17 protein-coding genes and 1 pseudogene are annotated in these 12,803 nt (G+C 46.3%); 14 read left to right on the top strand and 4 right to left on the bottom strand.

The genetic code is table 11. The features are described 5' to 3' along the window. Positions 1 to 1,060: 1,060 nt before the first annotated feature. From NA59_RS11480 to NA59_RS11460, 5 genes are all read left to right on the top strand, one after another. Positions 1,061 to 2,326: a tyrosine-type recombinase/integrase gene (locus NA59_RS11480; protein WP_044412743.1), complete on the top strand. Its 1,266-nt coding sequence runs from the start codon at positions 1,061 to 1,063 to the stop codon at positions 2,324 to 2,326. 331 nt (positions 2,327 to 2,657) lie between these two features. Beyond that, positions 2,658 to 3,371, top strand: coding sequence for a hypothetical protein (locus NA59_RS11475; RefSeq protein ID WP_157792611.1), 714 nt, complete (start codon positions 2,658 to 2,660; stop codon positions 3,369 to 3,371). Positions 3,372 to 3,624: 253 nt separating this feature from the next. Further along, positions 3,625 to 3,852 carry a helix-turn-helix transcriptional regulator gene (locus tag NA59_RS11470; protein WP_044412737.1) on the top strand — a complete coding sequence of 76 codons (228 nt, stop codon included), beginning with the start codon at positions 3,625 to 3,627 and terminating at the stop codon, positions 3,850 to 3,852. Further along, positions 3,852 to 4,601, top strand: a complete 750-nt coding sequence (locus NA59_RS11465; protein WP_044412734.1) for a Rha family transcriptional regulator — start codon at positions 3,852 to 3,854, stop codon at positions 4,599 to 4,601. Before NA59_RS11470 ends, NA59_RS11465 begins: the two co-directional genes overlap by 1 nt. Beyond that, positions 4,598 to 4,948, top strand: coding sequence for a helix-turn-helix domain-containing protein (locus tag NA59_RS11460; protein ID WP_044412733.1), 351 nt, complete (start codon positions 4,598 to 4,600; stop codon positions 4,946 to 4,948). Before NA59_RS11465 ends, NA59_RS11460 begins: the two co-directional genes overlap by 4 nt. On the opposite strand, the gene NA59_RS15165 is transcribed toward NA59_RS11460, so the two are convergent. Both NA59_RS15165 and NA59_RS11455 read right to left on the bottom strand, forming a co-directional pair. Next, on the bottom strand, positions 4,941 to 5,093 hold the full coding sequence (locus NA59_RS15165) for a hypothetical protein (protein ID WP_157792610.1): 153 nt from the start codon (positions 5,091 to 5,093) through the stop codon (positions 4,941 to 4,943). The genes NA59_RS11460 and NA59_RS15165 overlap by 8 nt on opposite strands. A gap of 129 nt (positions 5,094 to 5,222) precedes the next feature. Beyond that, complete coding sequence (locus tag NA59_RS11455; protein WP_044412732.1) at positions 5,223 to 5,516, bottom strand: CCDC90 family protein; 294 nt, start codon at positions 5,514 to 5,516, stop codon at positions 5,223 to 5,225. A 32-nt stretch (positions 5,517 to 5,548) separates the two neighbouring features. Here NA59_RS11455 and NA59_RS15160 point away from each other — a divergent pair, with 32 nt between their 5' ends. The 6 genes from NA59_RS15160 (at position 5,549) to NA59_RS11420 (ending at position 10,282) form a co-directional block, all read left to right on the top strand. Further along, positions 5,549 to 6,166, top strand: a complete 618-nt coding sequence (locus tag NA59_RS15160) for a hypothetical protein (RefSeq protein WP_232504087.1) — start codon at positions 5,549 to 5,551, stop codon at positions 6,164 to 6,166. Beyond that, positions 6,163 to 6,525, top strand: coding sequence for a hypothetical protein (locus NA59_RS11445; RefSeq protein WP_044412721.1), 363 nt, complete (start codon positions 6,163 to 6,165; stop codon positions 6,523 to 6,525). The genes NA59_RS15160 and NA59_RS11445 overlap by 4 nt, the downstream gene beginning before the upstream one ends. Further along, complete coding sequence (locus tag NA59_RS11440; protein ID WP_044412719.1) at positions 6,522 to 6,743, top strand: hypothetical protein; 222 nt, start codon at positions 6,522 to 6,524, stop codon at positions 6,741 to 6,743. Before NA59_RS11445 ends, NA59_RS11440 begins: the two co-directional genes overlap by 4 nt. After that, complete coding sequence (locus tag NA59_RS14490) at positions 6,740 to 7,672, top strand: toprim domain-containing protein (protein ID WP_052501648.1); 933 nt, start codon at positions 6,740 to 6,742, stop codon at positions 7,670 to 7,672. Before NA59_RS11440 ends, NA59_RS14490 begins: the two co-directional genes overlap by 4 nt. Further along, positions 7,669 to 9,426, top strand: a complete 1,758-nt coding sequence (locus NA59_RS11430) for a DUF927 domain-containing protein (protein WP_052501647.1) — start codon at positions 7,669 to 7,671, stop codon at positions 9,424 to 9,426. The genes NA59_RS14490 and NA59_RS11430 overlap by 4 nt, the downstream gene beginning before the upstream one ends. A gap of 511 nt (positions 9,427 to 9,937) precedes the next feature. After that, the gene (locus tag NA59_RS11420) at positions 9,938 to 10,282 is read left to right on the top strand and encodes a hypothetical protein (protein WP_044412712.1); all 345 of its coding nucleotides are present in this window, start codon (positions 9,938 to 9,940) and stop codon (positions 10,280 to 10,282) included. Positions 10,283 to 10,880: 598 nt separating this feature from the next. Here the strand turns inward: NA59_RS11420 and NA59_RS11415 are convergent. Continuing rightward, entirely contained in the window at positions 10,881 to 11,183 is a 303-nt protein-coding gene (locus tag NA59_RS11415) for a CCDC90 family protein (protein ID WP_044412710.1), read from the bottom strand. A 158-nt stretch (positions 11,184 to 11,341) separates the two neighbouring features. Here NA59_RS11415 and NA59_RS15725 point away from each other — a divergent pair, with 158 nt between their 5' ends. The 3 genes from NA59_RS15725 to NA59_RS11405 are packed head-to-tail and all read left to right on the top strand — an operon-like array spanning position 11,342 to position 11,831. Further along, positions 11,342 to 11,476, top strand: a complete 135-nt coding sequence (locus tag NA59_RS15725; protein ID WP_198401106.1) for a BrnT family toxin — start codon at positions 11,342 to 11,344, stop codon at positions 11,474 to 11,476. An 18-nt stretch (positions 11,477 to 11,494) separates the two neighbouring features. Continuing rightward, a complete protein-coding gene (locus tag NA59_RS15825) occupies positions 11,495 to 11,608 on the top strand; it encodes a BrnT family toxin (RefSeq protein ID WP_198401105.1) in 114 nt (37 codons plus the stop codon). After that, entirely contained in the window at positions 11,571 to 11,831 is a 261-nt protein-coding gene (locus NA59_RS11405; RefSeq protein WP_044412708.1) for a BrnA antitoxin family protein, read from the top strand. Before NA59_RS15825 ends, NA59_RS11405 begins: the two co-directional genes overlap by 38 nt. A gap of 101 nt (positions 11,832 to 11,932) precedes the next feature. On the opposite strand, the pseudogene NA59_RS11400 reads toward NA59_RS11405, so the two are convergent. Beyond that, positions 11,933 to 12,364: pseudogene (locus NA59_RS11400) on the bottom strand (transposase); the annotation flags it as partial. Positions 12,365 to 12,803 lie beyond the last annotated feature (439 nt).

Below are 12,803 nucleotides of genomic sequence, written 5' to 3'. Positions count from 1 at the left end.
CGATCTAACCAGGCCTGCTAACCTACCAGTGGATTCAATTCCACCTGCCAGCGTCAAGCGGTGGCTTGTTTGGTTATCTTGTGGCCGTGCCAGTGTCGGTGTTGGTGCTGGTGCTGGTGCTGGTGCTGGCGTGTCGGGCGTTTGGCTCCTTGCCAAAAGAAAAACCCCGCGCGCGAAAACGGGGACTGCAAGGGTCCCTGTGCAACAAAATCCCGTTGCGGGTGCATGGAGGCGCCAAAATCCACTAGCTAAGTTATTGATTTTATAGGCAACGCAACAAAGTGGCACGGTTTTTATTATAAATTTAAGTGTGTTTTTGTTGTATTGCATTAAGTGAATATACCCAAAAGAATAAATGGAACTGTTTAAACCCAACCCCACTAACCCCACTACAACCCCATTAGGTTAAACCAACGCAAACCCGCATAGATAAAGGAATACCCCACTAACCCCACTAACCCCATTAAAAAATATATACTGTTACAAAAAAACTAAAATTTACATTTTAAGCCCGCCGCTTTTGAATTGTGTTGCAAGGTACTTTCCAGCCTTTATTTACAAGCGGGTGGTGGAACTCCCGAACCCCAACTAGCCATGAATTTTTTGGCACTTGGTGAAGTTTTTTATTTTTAGTTGTATTCATAAATACAGGCAATACTGGCAGACAACAGCAATCGACACCCAACGCCCTTAACAACCCTACGGTGTTTTAGCGCGCGCGGGTATTCTCTTTGGCTAAAGCCAAAGCGGGTAATTGTGTGGGTAATTAACTAATTAGCATGTGCAAGTTATTAATTTTAAATATATTAAAAAGAACCCGCTCTCCGCCATATTCGATATTAAACCCGTTTCAAGCGGGTTTTTTTACGCCCACTGCAATGTAAAATCAATAACTTAGCGACCTATGTAGTGTCATGCGTCTATTGCAAGCGCAAACCATTGGGGGTATTATTGGGGGTATTGAGGGGGTATTGAGGGGGTATGGGGGTATCGGGTTTAAAAAGCGATACCCCCAGCAGAGTCCTAAATCTTTTATTTGATACCCCAGCAGGTGCAATCAATGAGTAACGCAATCAAATACAATCTGACCGATGCAAAAGCACGCAAGGCAAAACCAGAGACAAAAGCCTACAAGTTATCCGATGGGGGCGGCTTATTTTTATTGGTCAAGCCCAACGGTACAAAACTGTGGCGTTACAAGTTTCGGCTTGATGGCAAAGAGGGGTTATATTCAATTGGGGTTTATCCCGACATTTCATTATCACAAGCCAGAGAACAGCACCAACAGACACGCTCATTAGTTGCAAAGGGTATCAACCCTAAAACCGCAAAAGATGAAATTAAGGCCGAACAAAGCATGCAGGCAAAAAGGTTTAGCTACTATTGGCAGGCCTGGTTAAAAAGACAGACCCTAGCGCAAGGCACCCGAACCGATCTAGTCCAGCGGGTAGAAAAAAACCTGATTCCATTTGTCGATAAGAAACCGCTTGATGAATGGACTAAGCGCGGATTGCTTGAAGTGTTGGAGTTGATTGTAAAGCGCGGTTCAATCGAAACGGCTAGGCGTATGGCTGGGGTATTAAGGCAGATTTTTGATGACATTATTATCCTTGGTGAATTAGAGAACAATCCTGCAGATGGTTTAATTCGACTGCTACCCAAACCCGATAAGAGCAAAAAACAGAACTTTGCACATGTCATTGACCCTAAACAGCTAGCCGATCTATTGCGCCAACTGGATGAACGCGCCCCCCGTTTAGATTATGCGGTGCATATGGCGATGAAGTTAATCCCGTTGGTTTTCTTGCGCCCCTACAACATTCGGCATTTACGCTGGGATTACATTAATACCCCCAGCCGATTGATTGAGATACCCCCAGACCAGATGAAAACGGGCAGGCCTTTCATTGTGCCATTAAGCCGCCAATCCCTAGCTATTATTGAAGCCATGCGCCTTTTAACGGGTGAACGGGAGTTTGTTTTTTTAACGTCTAGGGGTGAACGCACAAACACCCCTATGAGCGAGAACACGACAACTAAAGCCTTTCAGCGGTTAATCAATCCCGAAACAGGTCAACCTTATGGCGTGGGATTTGTAACCAGTCACGGATTTAGACACACCGCCAGCACCTTACTGCATGAAATGGGTTACAACAGCGCACATATTGAAAAACAGCTAGCGCATGAAGAAGCCAACCAAGTGAAAGGGGCTTATAACAAGGCGGAATACCTAGCGCAACGATCTGAAATGATGCAGGCCTGGGCAGACTATTTAGACAGCCTAAAGGCAGGGGCGGACGTGATACCGATTAAGCGAGGGGCTTGATTGATGTTTGCACCCCCCAAAAGTAGCCGATCAAGTTAGATATGCACTATTTTCAACGGTACGCACGGTACAGGCGGTACAGACCAGTAAACACAAGGCTTTGAGCGCGTACCGTTGCAAACGATACAAACGGTACAGCGGTACACGCGCAACAGGTGAGCAACAGCCGTTGTGTATCGCACCGAAACCCAACAGGATAAAAAAAAACAGGGCAACAGCCCAAACCGTAAACGGTATTAACTAGCCCGACGGGGCGAAAAGCGGAACTATCCAGCCGCCTGTTAATACCGCCTTATTTTGATTTGGATTATTGAAGCTGGGAGGTTTCAGGATGGCATTAAGCAACGAATTAAAGACCTATAAACTATACGACCAATTCACCATAGCAGAGGGCGCGGCCTTAATATTGGGTATTCCGCCAATAGAAGTCGATTACAGCGACTGGAACGGCGGGGAGTATTACATAAGAAGCAACGAATATTCACACATGCAAAACGAACTTAATGTAATGCTGGGGGCGTTATTAAATGCGCTTGAAGAACCCAACAACGGCGCGGTAACAAAGATAACCACCAGTAACCTAAGAGAATGGCTAATTAGCAAGAATTGGCCTAGTGAGTTTTTTGGTACAGGTGAAAACCAGCCCCAGCCGATTGAAAGCGGTTATATCCCGCCTTACCTTGACCCGAATCACGAACATTATTCACCCGAACTGGCAGGGGCGGTTTATGCTTGGCTAGCTTTTGACGGGGTGAACGCCAATAGCGGTAAATCGGTAAAAGCGTCAGTTACCGAATGGATTAACGATAATTTGAAAAGCTGGGGTATAGCTGACAAAGCCATTACAAGAATGAGTGAGGTTTCAAACTGGCATAAGACAGGCGGGCAACCAAAAACAACCAGCGAACGCGCCAACCCCAAAACCCTAGAAGAGTTGCAGGCCTGTTTTAAACCCATTCAACCCATTGCAGAAAAAAAGACTGTCAAACTAAAGCCGATGAACTACACGCCCCCGCCAAACTTTTTTGACGAAGTACCGTTTTAGTCTTGCGTGGTATCCAAACCTAGCCCCCCATTAGAACCCGCATAAACAGCGGGTTTCTTGTATATTGCCCCCATAAAGCCGAAATAACCTAGCCCCCCATTTACCCCGAACCCCTACCTAGGTTAGACCTTAACAGGGGGCTAGGTAAACTGTAACTTAGGCCGCTATTCTAGCCCTATCCAATCCCGTCTAATAAGCCCCAACAGCACGCAACAGCGTGTATTTATTCAACGTGAATATTGAGGTATTAAGCATGGCAAAACAAATCAGCAACACCCCACCAGTAACCCTTATCCGTATTCGTGAAGTAGTCAGCATGACAGGCATTTCAAAAAGTCAGGTTTACCGCTTGGCGAATATGGGGGCGTTTCCAAAACCAACCCGATTAACAGCGCAATCCGTGGCATGGGTTAAACAAGAGGTTCAAGCGTGGATTGATGAAAAGGTACAGGCGCGGGATAGCGCAAAGGGGGTAGCGTAATGAATGCGGTATTTATTCAACATGGCCAACCGATGACCAACACCCAAAAGATAGCAAGCGCGTTAAAGGTTCAACATGCGGTGGTAGTCAGAATGATTGAGCGTTTATTTGTGGATTACCCAGATTTAAGGGTGACGCCGTGTCACCCTAAAACTAGGCAGTTTACTGAAGACCGTAATTTAAGGGTAAGCGGTACCGACCCTAAAACTAACCCGTTTAATGAAGTGTTTGAGCCTTACGAAACCGAATACCGAGGGCAACGCTTCAACGCTTATCTTTTAAATGAGCAAGCGTTTACGCTTCTGTTACCGAGATTTGAAACCCAACGGGCTAAACAGGCCTTTAGGGAATTTAACCAGCGGTTCTACCGCATGAAGCAAACCCTGCTACAAGCGAAAGCCAATCAAGATAACCAGCTATTCCAGCAACTACGCATTGACGGCAAAGCAACGCGCAAAAGCTTGACCGACACGCTAAAGGCATTCGTAACCTATGCCACCGATCAGGGAAGCAAGGGCGCGGCGCATATCTACACCAACACCACCAAGGCGATCTATTCACGGCTAGGGATTGAGGTAAGCACAGCACCGAACGCACGGGATGCACTCGACACCAACACCTTAGCGCAACTTGAAGAACTGGAAAACGATGTAGCGGACACCATTAGCGCGGGAATGCTGGCAGGTGAACATTACAAAGAAATTAAGGCCGATGTGAAAAGTTTATTAGATGGGGAGTATTTGAAATGAAACAGGCGATGCACCAACCACAGAACACCGCCACTCAAGCCAATGTTAATTCTAATGCATTGGGGGCGGTTTCACCAGATTTAAGGCTACGTTCACCACAACAGGCGGCCTTTTTGCAGGCCTTGCTAGGCGGTTCGTATAGCTTGCGGGAGTTGATGGCGGGATATGGGTTTAATCACCCTAACGACATTGCATTCAAGCTAAGAGGGCGCGGCTGGAAGATTCACACGCTACCCGAAACGGTAACGACCCGATACGGCAACACCACACGGGCGGGGCGGTATGAATTGGATGCAAGCCAACATGACTATGCGCGGGAAGCCATCCGCTTGTTTAAGGCTAAATAAAAAGGGTTTTGAGGTAAGGCAGAACCAGCACGGCAATAATGAGGGCAATACCCCATTGCACAAGGCGAACATCAGCCTTTATCTCAGCCTTATCGGATTTTATATCCGCTTTAGAGGTTGCTATATCGGCTCTAGTTGCGTGCATGGTTTCAACCGTGTTTGTGTTTGTCTTTATTGCGGTAATGATTCACCAAGAACCAAATAAAAATAGGCGTGGTAATGGTGAATGCAATAAGGGCGAATATATCGAGCGGGGTTAATGAGGTAAGCATGGCTAAACAAATAGAGTTTTGAGGTAGGGAAGAACCAGCACGGCAAATATAAGCAATAGGCTAAAGCGGGTTATTTTAGCGTCTGAATCAACCGATGATTGAAGCCGATCAAGTTTTGAATCAAGCGTGATTAAATCGGCATTAACTTTTTGAATATCGGCCTTGGTTGCAACCTCTTCAAGCCTAGCGTTTTGCATAGCTTCAACCGTGTTTAGCACTTCATTAGCTTGCTTTTCATCAAAGCCCGAAGCCTTTAGCGCATTAAACAGGTTGTGCGTGTTGATTACAGTAGCCATAACACCCCCAAAACAGAATAGGATTTAATAATATGAATAACATTATGACACCGTATAGGACACTATACAACAATAAGGGCTTGCATAATGCCCCCAGATTGAGCAATAATGAATGCACTACTAAACTTTCAGAGGCACTCAGCACAGCCTTAAACAGTGCTTTTTTTATGCCCAAAATAAACCAGGCCTGGTTGTATCTTGACCGCCTACAGGGAATGAAAAACCGTATCCGTATATTCATTACGGGCGGGTTGATAGGATTTAATACAAGACCCTTTGTGGGGAATATATCCAGCCGTCTGAAAGCGGTAGTTGAGACCCGCCCACCTGTGAACACTAAAGCAGGTGGGCAAACACTAACTAAACTTTCAGGAGGGCATACCATGCCTATTATCACCAGCCGATTAGCGGCCTATTCGTTTACCGTCAATCTACCCGATGATTCATTTATTCAGTCCGTAACCGCCATGTATAGCGCGGGGGAATGGATAGCCTACATCACCACCACACGCGAACAACACGCCCCGATCTCTAACAACCAAGGTAAGCCCCAGCGATTCGATTCACTCGACAGCCTAGCCCATTATTTAGCCGATGCGGGGTTGTGTGAATTTGATGTGTCGTTATTAGGTTTTGGAGGTGTGAAATGAAGCGCAACGTGACCAAGCATTTAGCGTTTATTGATGGTGAAGCGGTTATTAGCTTAGATTCAAGCTGGAGTTATAACCAAGCCTGTAACCAAGGCAAGGCGGAAGCGTACAGCCTTATCCGTTATCAAACCGAGCATACCCAGCAAGCAGGCCTGCTTCAAGATTATGTATTGGGTTTGATGAACCAAGCCAATAGTGATTCGGATGCGGTTCAGGGTTTCACCGTGGGCTTATTTAGTGAACTGGATGCATTGATCCGTCAAGCGTATTGCAACACCAACTGCTTAGAGCAAATCAAAGAAAACCGTTTTGATGATGCCAGCGCAAGCCCCCTTTCTTATCGTGGGGGTGAAGCATGAGCAACATAATCAGATTCAAGCCGCCTGCTATAAGTTGTGATGAATTTATTAAGCGATTCCACACGGATAAAGCGGGTTCGGTGATTGAACACCTTTACCAAGAACACCTGTTAAACATTGACCCTGTATTTGTGGCAAAGGGTGAGGATTATTATTTTCCATCGCAACACCACGCCGCCTATGAAGCCGTTATGCGTGAAACAGGGGGTGGAGCATGAACACAACAACTCTAAACGAATACATGGCGCAACAGGGCTATGATGCACCCCCAACAACCAGGCCTGGTTGTATTATCCGCTTCAACGCCCCGAATAAGCCAAAGGGCAATAAATCCGCATGGATTCGCGTGTTTGAAGATGGGGGCGCAATATTTGGCAATTGGATAACCGGTGAAGAACACGTTTATCACCCCAACGGCCTAAACGAACTCGACAAAGCACAGCGAGCGGAAGCCTACCACCAAATGCAAGCCGAACGCGCCCGATATCAAGCCGATCTAAATGCCCAATATCAACGCATGGCAAATAAGGCGGCGGGGATTTGGGAACACTTACAACCCGCTCCCGATCAACACCCCTACCTAGTTAACAAGCAGATTCAAGCGCATGGGGCGCTGTTTATGCCGATATTTGAGGGCTACTTGAGAGACTGTTTAATTATTCCCGTTTATGGCGAATTACAAGGCGGTAACGTGGCGTTAATCAATCTGCAAGCCATTGACCCCAGCGGAACGAAAAGACCGCTTAAAGGGGGTAAATTCAAGGGCGGGTTTTATCCGATTGAATGGCGCGGGAATGATGTGCCTATTGTGATTTGTGAGGGCTTTTCAACCGGTGCAACCTTAGCAGAGCATTACACGCAAACCGCTAGCGTAATTTGTGCTTTCAATGCCAGCAACCTGATTACCGTGGCGAAATGTTTAAGGCAACGCTACCCCGAAAATGAATTTTATATCGCGGCGGATAACGACCGACTAAATGAAATCAATACAGGGTTAGAACAAGCCAAACAAGCGGCACGGGTAAGCGGAGCGCACATTCTATTGCCCGAATTTAAAGAGGGTGAACAGGGTACAGACTGGAACGACTACCACCGCAACCAACAGCAAACCAATCAGAACCGACAAGCCAGCGAGGTATCAGCATGAACGCACAGCCAATCATTAAGAACGATCCGAAAGTAATCGACATTCAGAAAACCAAGCCAACCAACATGCCAGAGGGGTTTAGCTACACCAAGCGTGGGTTAGTGTATTTAGACCCGAACAATGAAAATGCAAACCCCTTATGGATTTGCTCAAAGCTGGAAGTGACAGCGCAAACTTGCGACACCGAAAGCAACAACTGGGGGCGGGTGGTAGAGTTTACCGACCCAGCGGGTAAGCGTAAAAAATGGGTAATGCCGATGGAGTTGTTAGCGGGGCGGGGCGATCAGTTACACGCCACCTTGTTGAACATGGGCTTGAAGCTAAACAACCAAGCACGAGCAAGAAGCCTACTAGCCCAATTCATACAGAACGCCCACACCGACAAACAGGCTGTTTGTGTTACCCGTGTTGGCTGGTTTGAAGATTGTTTTATTTTACCGAGCCGAACGCTAGGCGATGCCAAAGGCCGTGAAATCCTATTGCAAACCCCTTACCCCGATTCGCTGGGATTCAGTGAGCGCGGAACGCTGGACACATGGCGGGATAGCGTGGCGGCCTATGCCAAAGGTAACAGCCGTTTAAGTTTTGCCATTAGCGCGGCCTTTACCGCTCCGTTATTGTCGTTAATCGGAATAGAGGGCGGCGGGTTTCATTTTCGGGGCGGTTCGTCATTGGGTAAAACAACAGCCCTTTATATGGCGGCTAGCGTGTGGGGCGGGCATGACCGTAAAAAGATGTGGCGTGCCACCACCAACGGGCTAGAGCAAACCGCCTATTTGCATAATGATTCATTGTTATGCCTTGATGAAATGGGGGAAATGAACGGGCGGGATATTGGCGCGGCGGTCTATATGTTGGCAAACGGACAGGCCAAGCAACGCATGACCGACACCACCAAACCTAAAACATGGATTACCCTGTTTGTTTCAACGGGTGAACTCGCATTAAAGGCGGCAATGCTGGAAGCGGGAACGCTAACCCGTGCAGGTCAAGAAGTGCGATTAATTGACATTGAAGCCGATACGGGGGCGCATGGCATATTTGACGTTATTCTTGATGCGGAAAGTTGTAGCCGTGAACAAGCCGAACACTTACAACAGGCCACACAGCAACAACACGGCACGGCTGGGGTTGCATTCCTAGAACGGTTTATAGCCAGCCGATCAGACAGCCTACAAGCACTAGAGCAAACAAAAGCCCAATTCTTAGCCCAACACACGCCCCCCAATGCCACAAACCAAGTGCAACGGGTATTAAATCGGTTCGCTACCGTGGCGGCCTGTGGTGAGTTGGCTACTTCTTACGGATTAACAGGCTGGAACAAGGGGGAAGCGGTACAAGGCGCGGCGGCCTGTTTCAAAGCATGGCTTAATCATATGGGCGACCCCAGCCAAACCGATGAACACAGACAGGCCTTGGAACGTGTGAGGGAGTTTATCGAACGCCACAGCCAAAGCCGATTCGATAACCTAGCCAAAGCGCAAAATGAAAGCCCGATTATTCAGAATATGGCGGGTTATAAGCGGCTGGAAGTCGATAGCAACGGTGAAAACGTGGTTTATTACTTCTTACCTACCGTATTCAAAAACGAGGTATGCAAAGGCCTTGACGTGAACACAGTATGCACCGCATTAAAGGCGGCGGGGGTGTTGAAGCATGACGCTGGAAGAAACACAGCTAAAAGCCCAGTTGTTGAGGGCGGTAAGCGTTTCAATGCTTACTGTGTCGATTCAACACTGTTAACATTGGACTAAAAACAGTGGGACACACGGGACAGGCGGGACATCCCAGTATATACAAGGGTTTGAGCGTGTCCCACTCGAATTTCACCAACGGGACAGCGGGACATATTTAGCGTTTCGTGTCCCGCTGTCCCACTTGCTTTTTTAGAGCGGGACAGACTGAAACCCCGATAAACAAAGGCGTGTCCCGCTTGTCCCGTATGTCCCGTTAAAAAAACACTATTGCAAACTAGCAAATGCTTCACGGTGATTCAATGATAAGATTTAAAGCAAATTACAACGAGTATTAACAACCGGAGATAGAACAATGAGCGAACAGAAAACACAGAATATCGAGCAAGTTATGACCGATCCAACGGAACTAAAGCAGAACGAATCCAAACCAGAGCGTATGAACTGCTTTTTTCCAATGATGTATGACATGCCTACTGAAACATCAACTAATGATAAGAAGCCCGATTCACGATCTGAAAAAACAAACGTTAATACCTGAACACAGAACGAACTAATGGACTGGTAACAAATGAAAGCTAACAACAACGGCTGGACACCCGAACGCAGACAACGCCAATCCGAATTAATTCATCATTGGCGACCTTGGGAGCAATCAACAGGCGCAACGACACAAGAGGGCAAGGAACGCGCCAAAATGAACGCCAAACGGTTAACCGCAATGGGTCTTTACAAGCAGGTCTGTAAGCTGTGCAACGCCAGACAACTGTATCAGCGCGGCTATAAAACTAAAGCATGGCGCATGATGTTTGAGAGCGAAATATACATGGCGGAACGTGAAGCATCTTTAAGCCACCGAAGCCCTAAAGCGCAATATTGCCAACAAAGAAGAAAGGCAAAAAGAACGAACCCTTAACCTAGTGGTAATTGGAAACAAAACGGGGAACATCATAGGCGCGGGAAACATGGCAAAAAAACAGGACTGATATTAAAAGTCGTTTATGGCCTAAAAAATGCAGGTTAAAAAAGGATTCGTACCCAATTCCTAAAAATTCAACCGCCGACCAAAGGGGGTATTATTGGGGGTATTGTGTTTAGATGTTGTTTTTAAGTTGTTGAGTATAAATGGTAAATTGTTTAAGTATGACGCACCCGCTCTCCGCCATATTCGATATTAAACCCGTTTCAAGCGGGTTTTTTTACGCCCCTAGTAACGTAAAATCAACAGCTTAGCGTCTTATGTAGTGTCATGCGTCTATTGCAAGCGCAAACCATTGGGGGTATTATTGGGGGTAGTGAGGGGGGGTATGGGGGGATCAGTTTGTGGCGGTTTAGATTATCGGCTTGTGTTGAAGACCTTAAACAAGCACGGCTATTTATTAACTGAATCCGGGGGCGGTAACTAAACCGAACCGCCAACCGATCCCCCCTATCAATAGACCTTTCAAGCGCCCTGTAAAAACCGCGCAAAGAAATGAAAACAAAAAAGACTCTGCTGGCTAGGTTAGCGAGATTTAGAGGCCGAATAAGTATTTAATCGCCACAGTAACCGAAATACCGACCACCAAACCAACCCCCCATTTCAATATCAGCAAGTCCGCATTAATTTGGGCTAATTCATGTTTAATGGCTTGCGTATCGTCTTTTAATTCTTCTTTGGCTTTGAATAAATCGGCTTTGGTTGCTAGCTGGTTTTCAGCAAATTCATTAAAAACAATTTTATTTTGTTCGGCTAAGGCTTCAGCTTGTTCAACAGTAAAGCCTTTGGCTTCTAAGGCTTTGGCATATTGAAGCGTATCAAATGTGATGAGTGACATAAAAAACCTTGTTGTTCATGTTTATTGGTTGAATGATACCCCAGTTAATCTTTTTAGCAAACTACAAAAACAGGCTATTGAGATTTTACAGCCTGATCAAGCGCATACTAAAATATCAGTTTATAGCCTTTTTTAAATAATGTAAGTACAATAATTAGATGCTAGAGTATGACAAAACCAAACGGTTAAAAACATTAAACGAACGGGGCCTTGATTTTGCCGATGCCGAAAAAGTATTTGAGGGTGTTTATTATACGCTTGAAGACACAAGGCAAGATTATGGCGAAACCTGATTTATTACAATTGGCTACATGGACAGCCGGTTAGTTGTATTGGCGTGGACACCAAGGGGCAAGGCCAAGCGAATTATTTCAATGAGGAAAGCCAATGAACGCGAACAGCAACGATTTAAACAGTATTTATGATGACTTACCCGAATTAGGTGATGATTTTTTTCAGCAGGCCGACTTAAGGCGGGGTGATGATCTGATTAGACCAGGTAGGCCAAAAGCCGAAACCATTAAGCAGCCTGTAACCATCCGCTTAGATGCGCCGATTGTTGACTACTTTAAAAGCACCGGCAAAGGCTGGCAAACTCGGTTAAATGATGCGCTTAACCAGTGGATTAAAGAACACGCCAAGGCTTGATGTAATTAAAGGCTAAACCCGCCATTTAATCCATCAAGCAAACCACAAAAACAGGTTATTGGAGATTTTACGCCTAATCAAGCGCATATGGAGTGTCAACCCTATTTCGTACAAAAAGAGGCCCATTTTTGATCTAGTGTCTGCATAGCCCTTATCCACTGGTTCTCATACTCAACGGATGAGTAGTTGTCATTAGTGCTGTGCATTCTCTCATGGTTGTACCAGCCAATATAGTCATACACGTCATGGCGTGCTTGCTTTCCATTATTATAGGTTGTTCTATAAACGCGCTCCTTTTTCAAACTTGCAAAAAGACTCTCCACAACCGCATTATCCCAGCAATTGCCTCGACGACTCATACTGGGGCGAATTCCCCGGTTTTTGAGTACCTTACGATAGGCCTTTGAGACAAACTGTGAACCTTGGTCTGAGTGAATCGTCAGCCCACGCGTGGGCTTTCGGTTCCATAGTGCGCGCATTGCGCGCATAAGGGCTACCTTAACCAGTTCCGCATTCATTTTGCTGCCCATCGCCCAGCTAACGTATGCACACTTCTTTTCTCGTTCCCACGCTGTGCGTCAATGCCATTAAGTTAAGAAAAAAAACGGTCATTGCGAGGAGCGCAGCGACGTGGCAATCCCTCAAGGGCATGCGCAGTCTGCCAGAGATTGCCACGGCCTTTGGCCTCGCAATGACACGTAATTTTTTGGCCTCGCGACGCAAGTTGTTTCGCTTTTTTTGTGCCACAAATTCCTTAACTTAATGGTCGTGATGGCGTGAGTGGATTGTTCGCAGTGACGTGCTACATGGGAGCGAGCTATGCATTCTCTGTGCATATGTTAGGTTTTGAGCCTTGCGGTTTGTTTAGTTGTATCCTAGGAGCCTGTCGGGCAAATAATCGCTAGTTGGCCCAAAACGGGCTTTTTTGCCTTAAAATACGTGATTTTTAGCATAATTGAGCGATTTTCTGTC

Origin of the sequence: Thiomicrospira microaerophila (genome assembly GCF_000934765.1) — a bacterium.
In the GTDB taxonomy this organism is placed as follows: domain Bacteria; phylum Pseudomonadota; class Gammaproteobacteria; order Thiomicrospirales; family Thiomicrospiraceae; genus Thiomicrospira; species Thiomicrospira microaerophila.
Note: the sequence above shows the minus strand (reverse complement) of the source record. Positions and strands in the feature narration are given on the sequence as shown.

What these genes read in the sequence shown, in the direction of transcription:
- NA59_RS11480 (WP_044412743.1), top strand. Translation starts at nt 1,061, where the DNA reads ATGAGTAACGCAATCAAATACAATCTGACCGATGCAAAAGCACGCAAG.
- NA59_RS11475 (WP_157792611.1), top strand. Translation starts at nt 2,658, where the DNA reads ATGGCATTAAGCAACGAATTAAAGACCTATAAACTATACGACCAATTC.
- NA59_RS11470 (WP_044412737.1), top strand. Translation starts at nt 3,625, where the DNA reads ATGGCAAAACAAATCAGCAACACCCCACCAGTAACCCTTATCCGTATT.
- NA59_RS11465 (WP_044412734.1), top strand. Translation starts at nt 3,852, where the DNA reads ATGAATGCGGTATTTATTCAACATGGCCAACCGATGACCAACACCCAA.
- NA59_RS11460 (WP_044412733.1), top strand. Translation starts at nt 4,598, where the DNA reads ATGAAACAGGCGATGCACCAACCACAGAACACCGCCACTCAAGCCAAT.
- NA59_RS15165 (WP_157792610.1), bottom strand. Translation starts at nt 5,093, where the DNA reads ATGCACGCAACTAGAGCCGATATAGCAACCTCTAAAGCGGATATAAAA.
- NA59_RS11455 (WP_044412732.1), bottom strand. Translation starts at nt 5,516, where the DNA reads ATGGCTACTGTAATCAACACGCACAACCTGTTTAATGCGCTAAAGGCT.
- NA59_RS15160 (WP_232504087.1), top strand. Translation starts at nt 5,549, where the DNA reads ATGAATAACATTATGACACCGTATAGGACACTATACAACAATAAGGGC.
- NA59_RS11445 (WP_044412721.1), top strand. Translation starts at nt 6,163, where the DNA reads ATGAAGCGCAACGTGACCAAGCATTTAGCGTTTATTGATGGTGAAGCG.
- NA59_RS11440 (WP_044412719.1), top strand. Translation starts at nt 6,522, where the DNA reads ATGAGCAACATAATCAGATTCAAGCCGCCTGCTATAAGTTGTGATGAA.
- NA59_RS14490 (WP_052501648.1), top strand. Translation starts at nt 6,740, where the DNA reads ATGAACACAACAACTCTAAACGAATACATGGCGCAACAGGGCTATGAT.
- NA59_RS11430 (WP_052501647.1), top strand. Translation starts at nt 7,669, where the DNA reads ATGAACGCACAGCCAATCATTAAGAACGATCCGAAAGTAATCGACATT.
- NA59_RS11420 (WP_044412712.1), top strand. Translation starts at nt 9,938, where the DNA reads ATGAAAGCTAACAACAACGGCTGGACACCCGAACGCAGACAACGCCAA.
- NA59_RS11415 (WP_044412710.1), bottom strand. Translation starts at nt 11,183, where the DNA reads ATGTCACTCATCACATTTGATACGCTTCAATATGCCAAAGCCTTAGAA.
- NA59_RS15725 (WP_198401106.1), top strand. Translation starts at nt 11,342, where the DNA reads ATGCTAGAGTATGACAAAACCAAACGGTTAAAAACATTAAACGAACGG.
- NA59_RS15825 (WP_198401105.1), top strand. Translation starts at nt 11,495, where the DNA reads ATGGACAGCCGGTTAGTTGTATTGGCGTGGACACCAAGGGGCAAGGCC.
- NA59_RS11405 (WP_044412708.1), top strand. Translation starts at nt 11,571, where the DNA reads ATGAACGCGAACAGCAACGATTTAAACAGTATTTATGATGACTTACCC.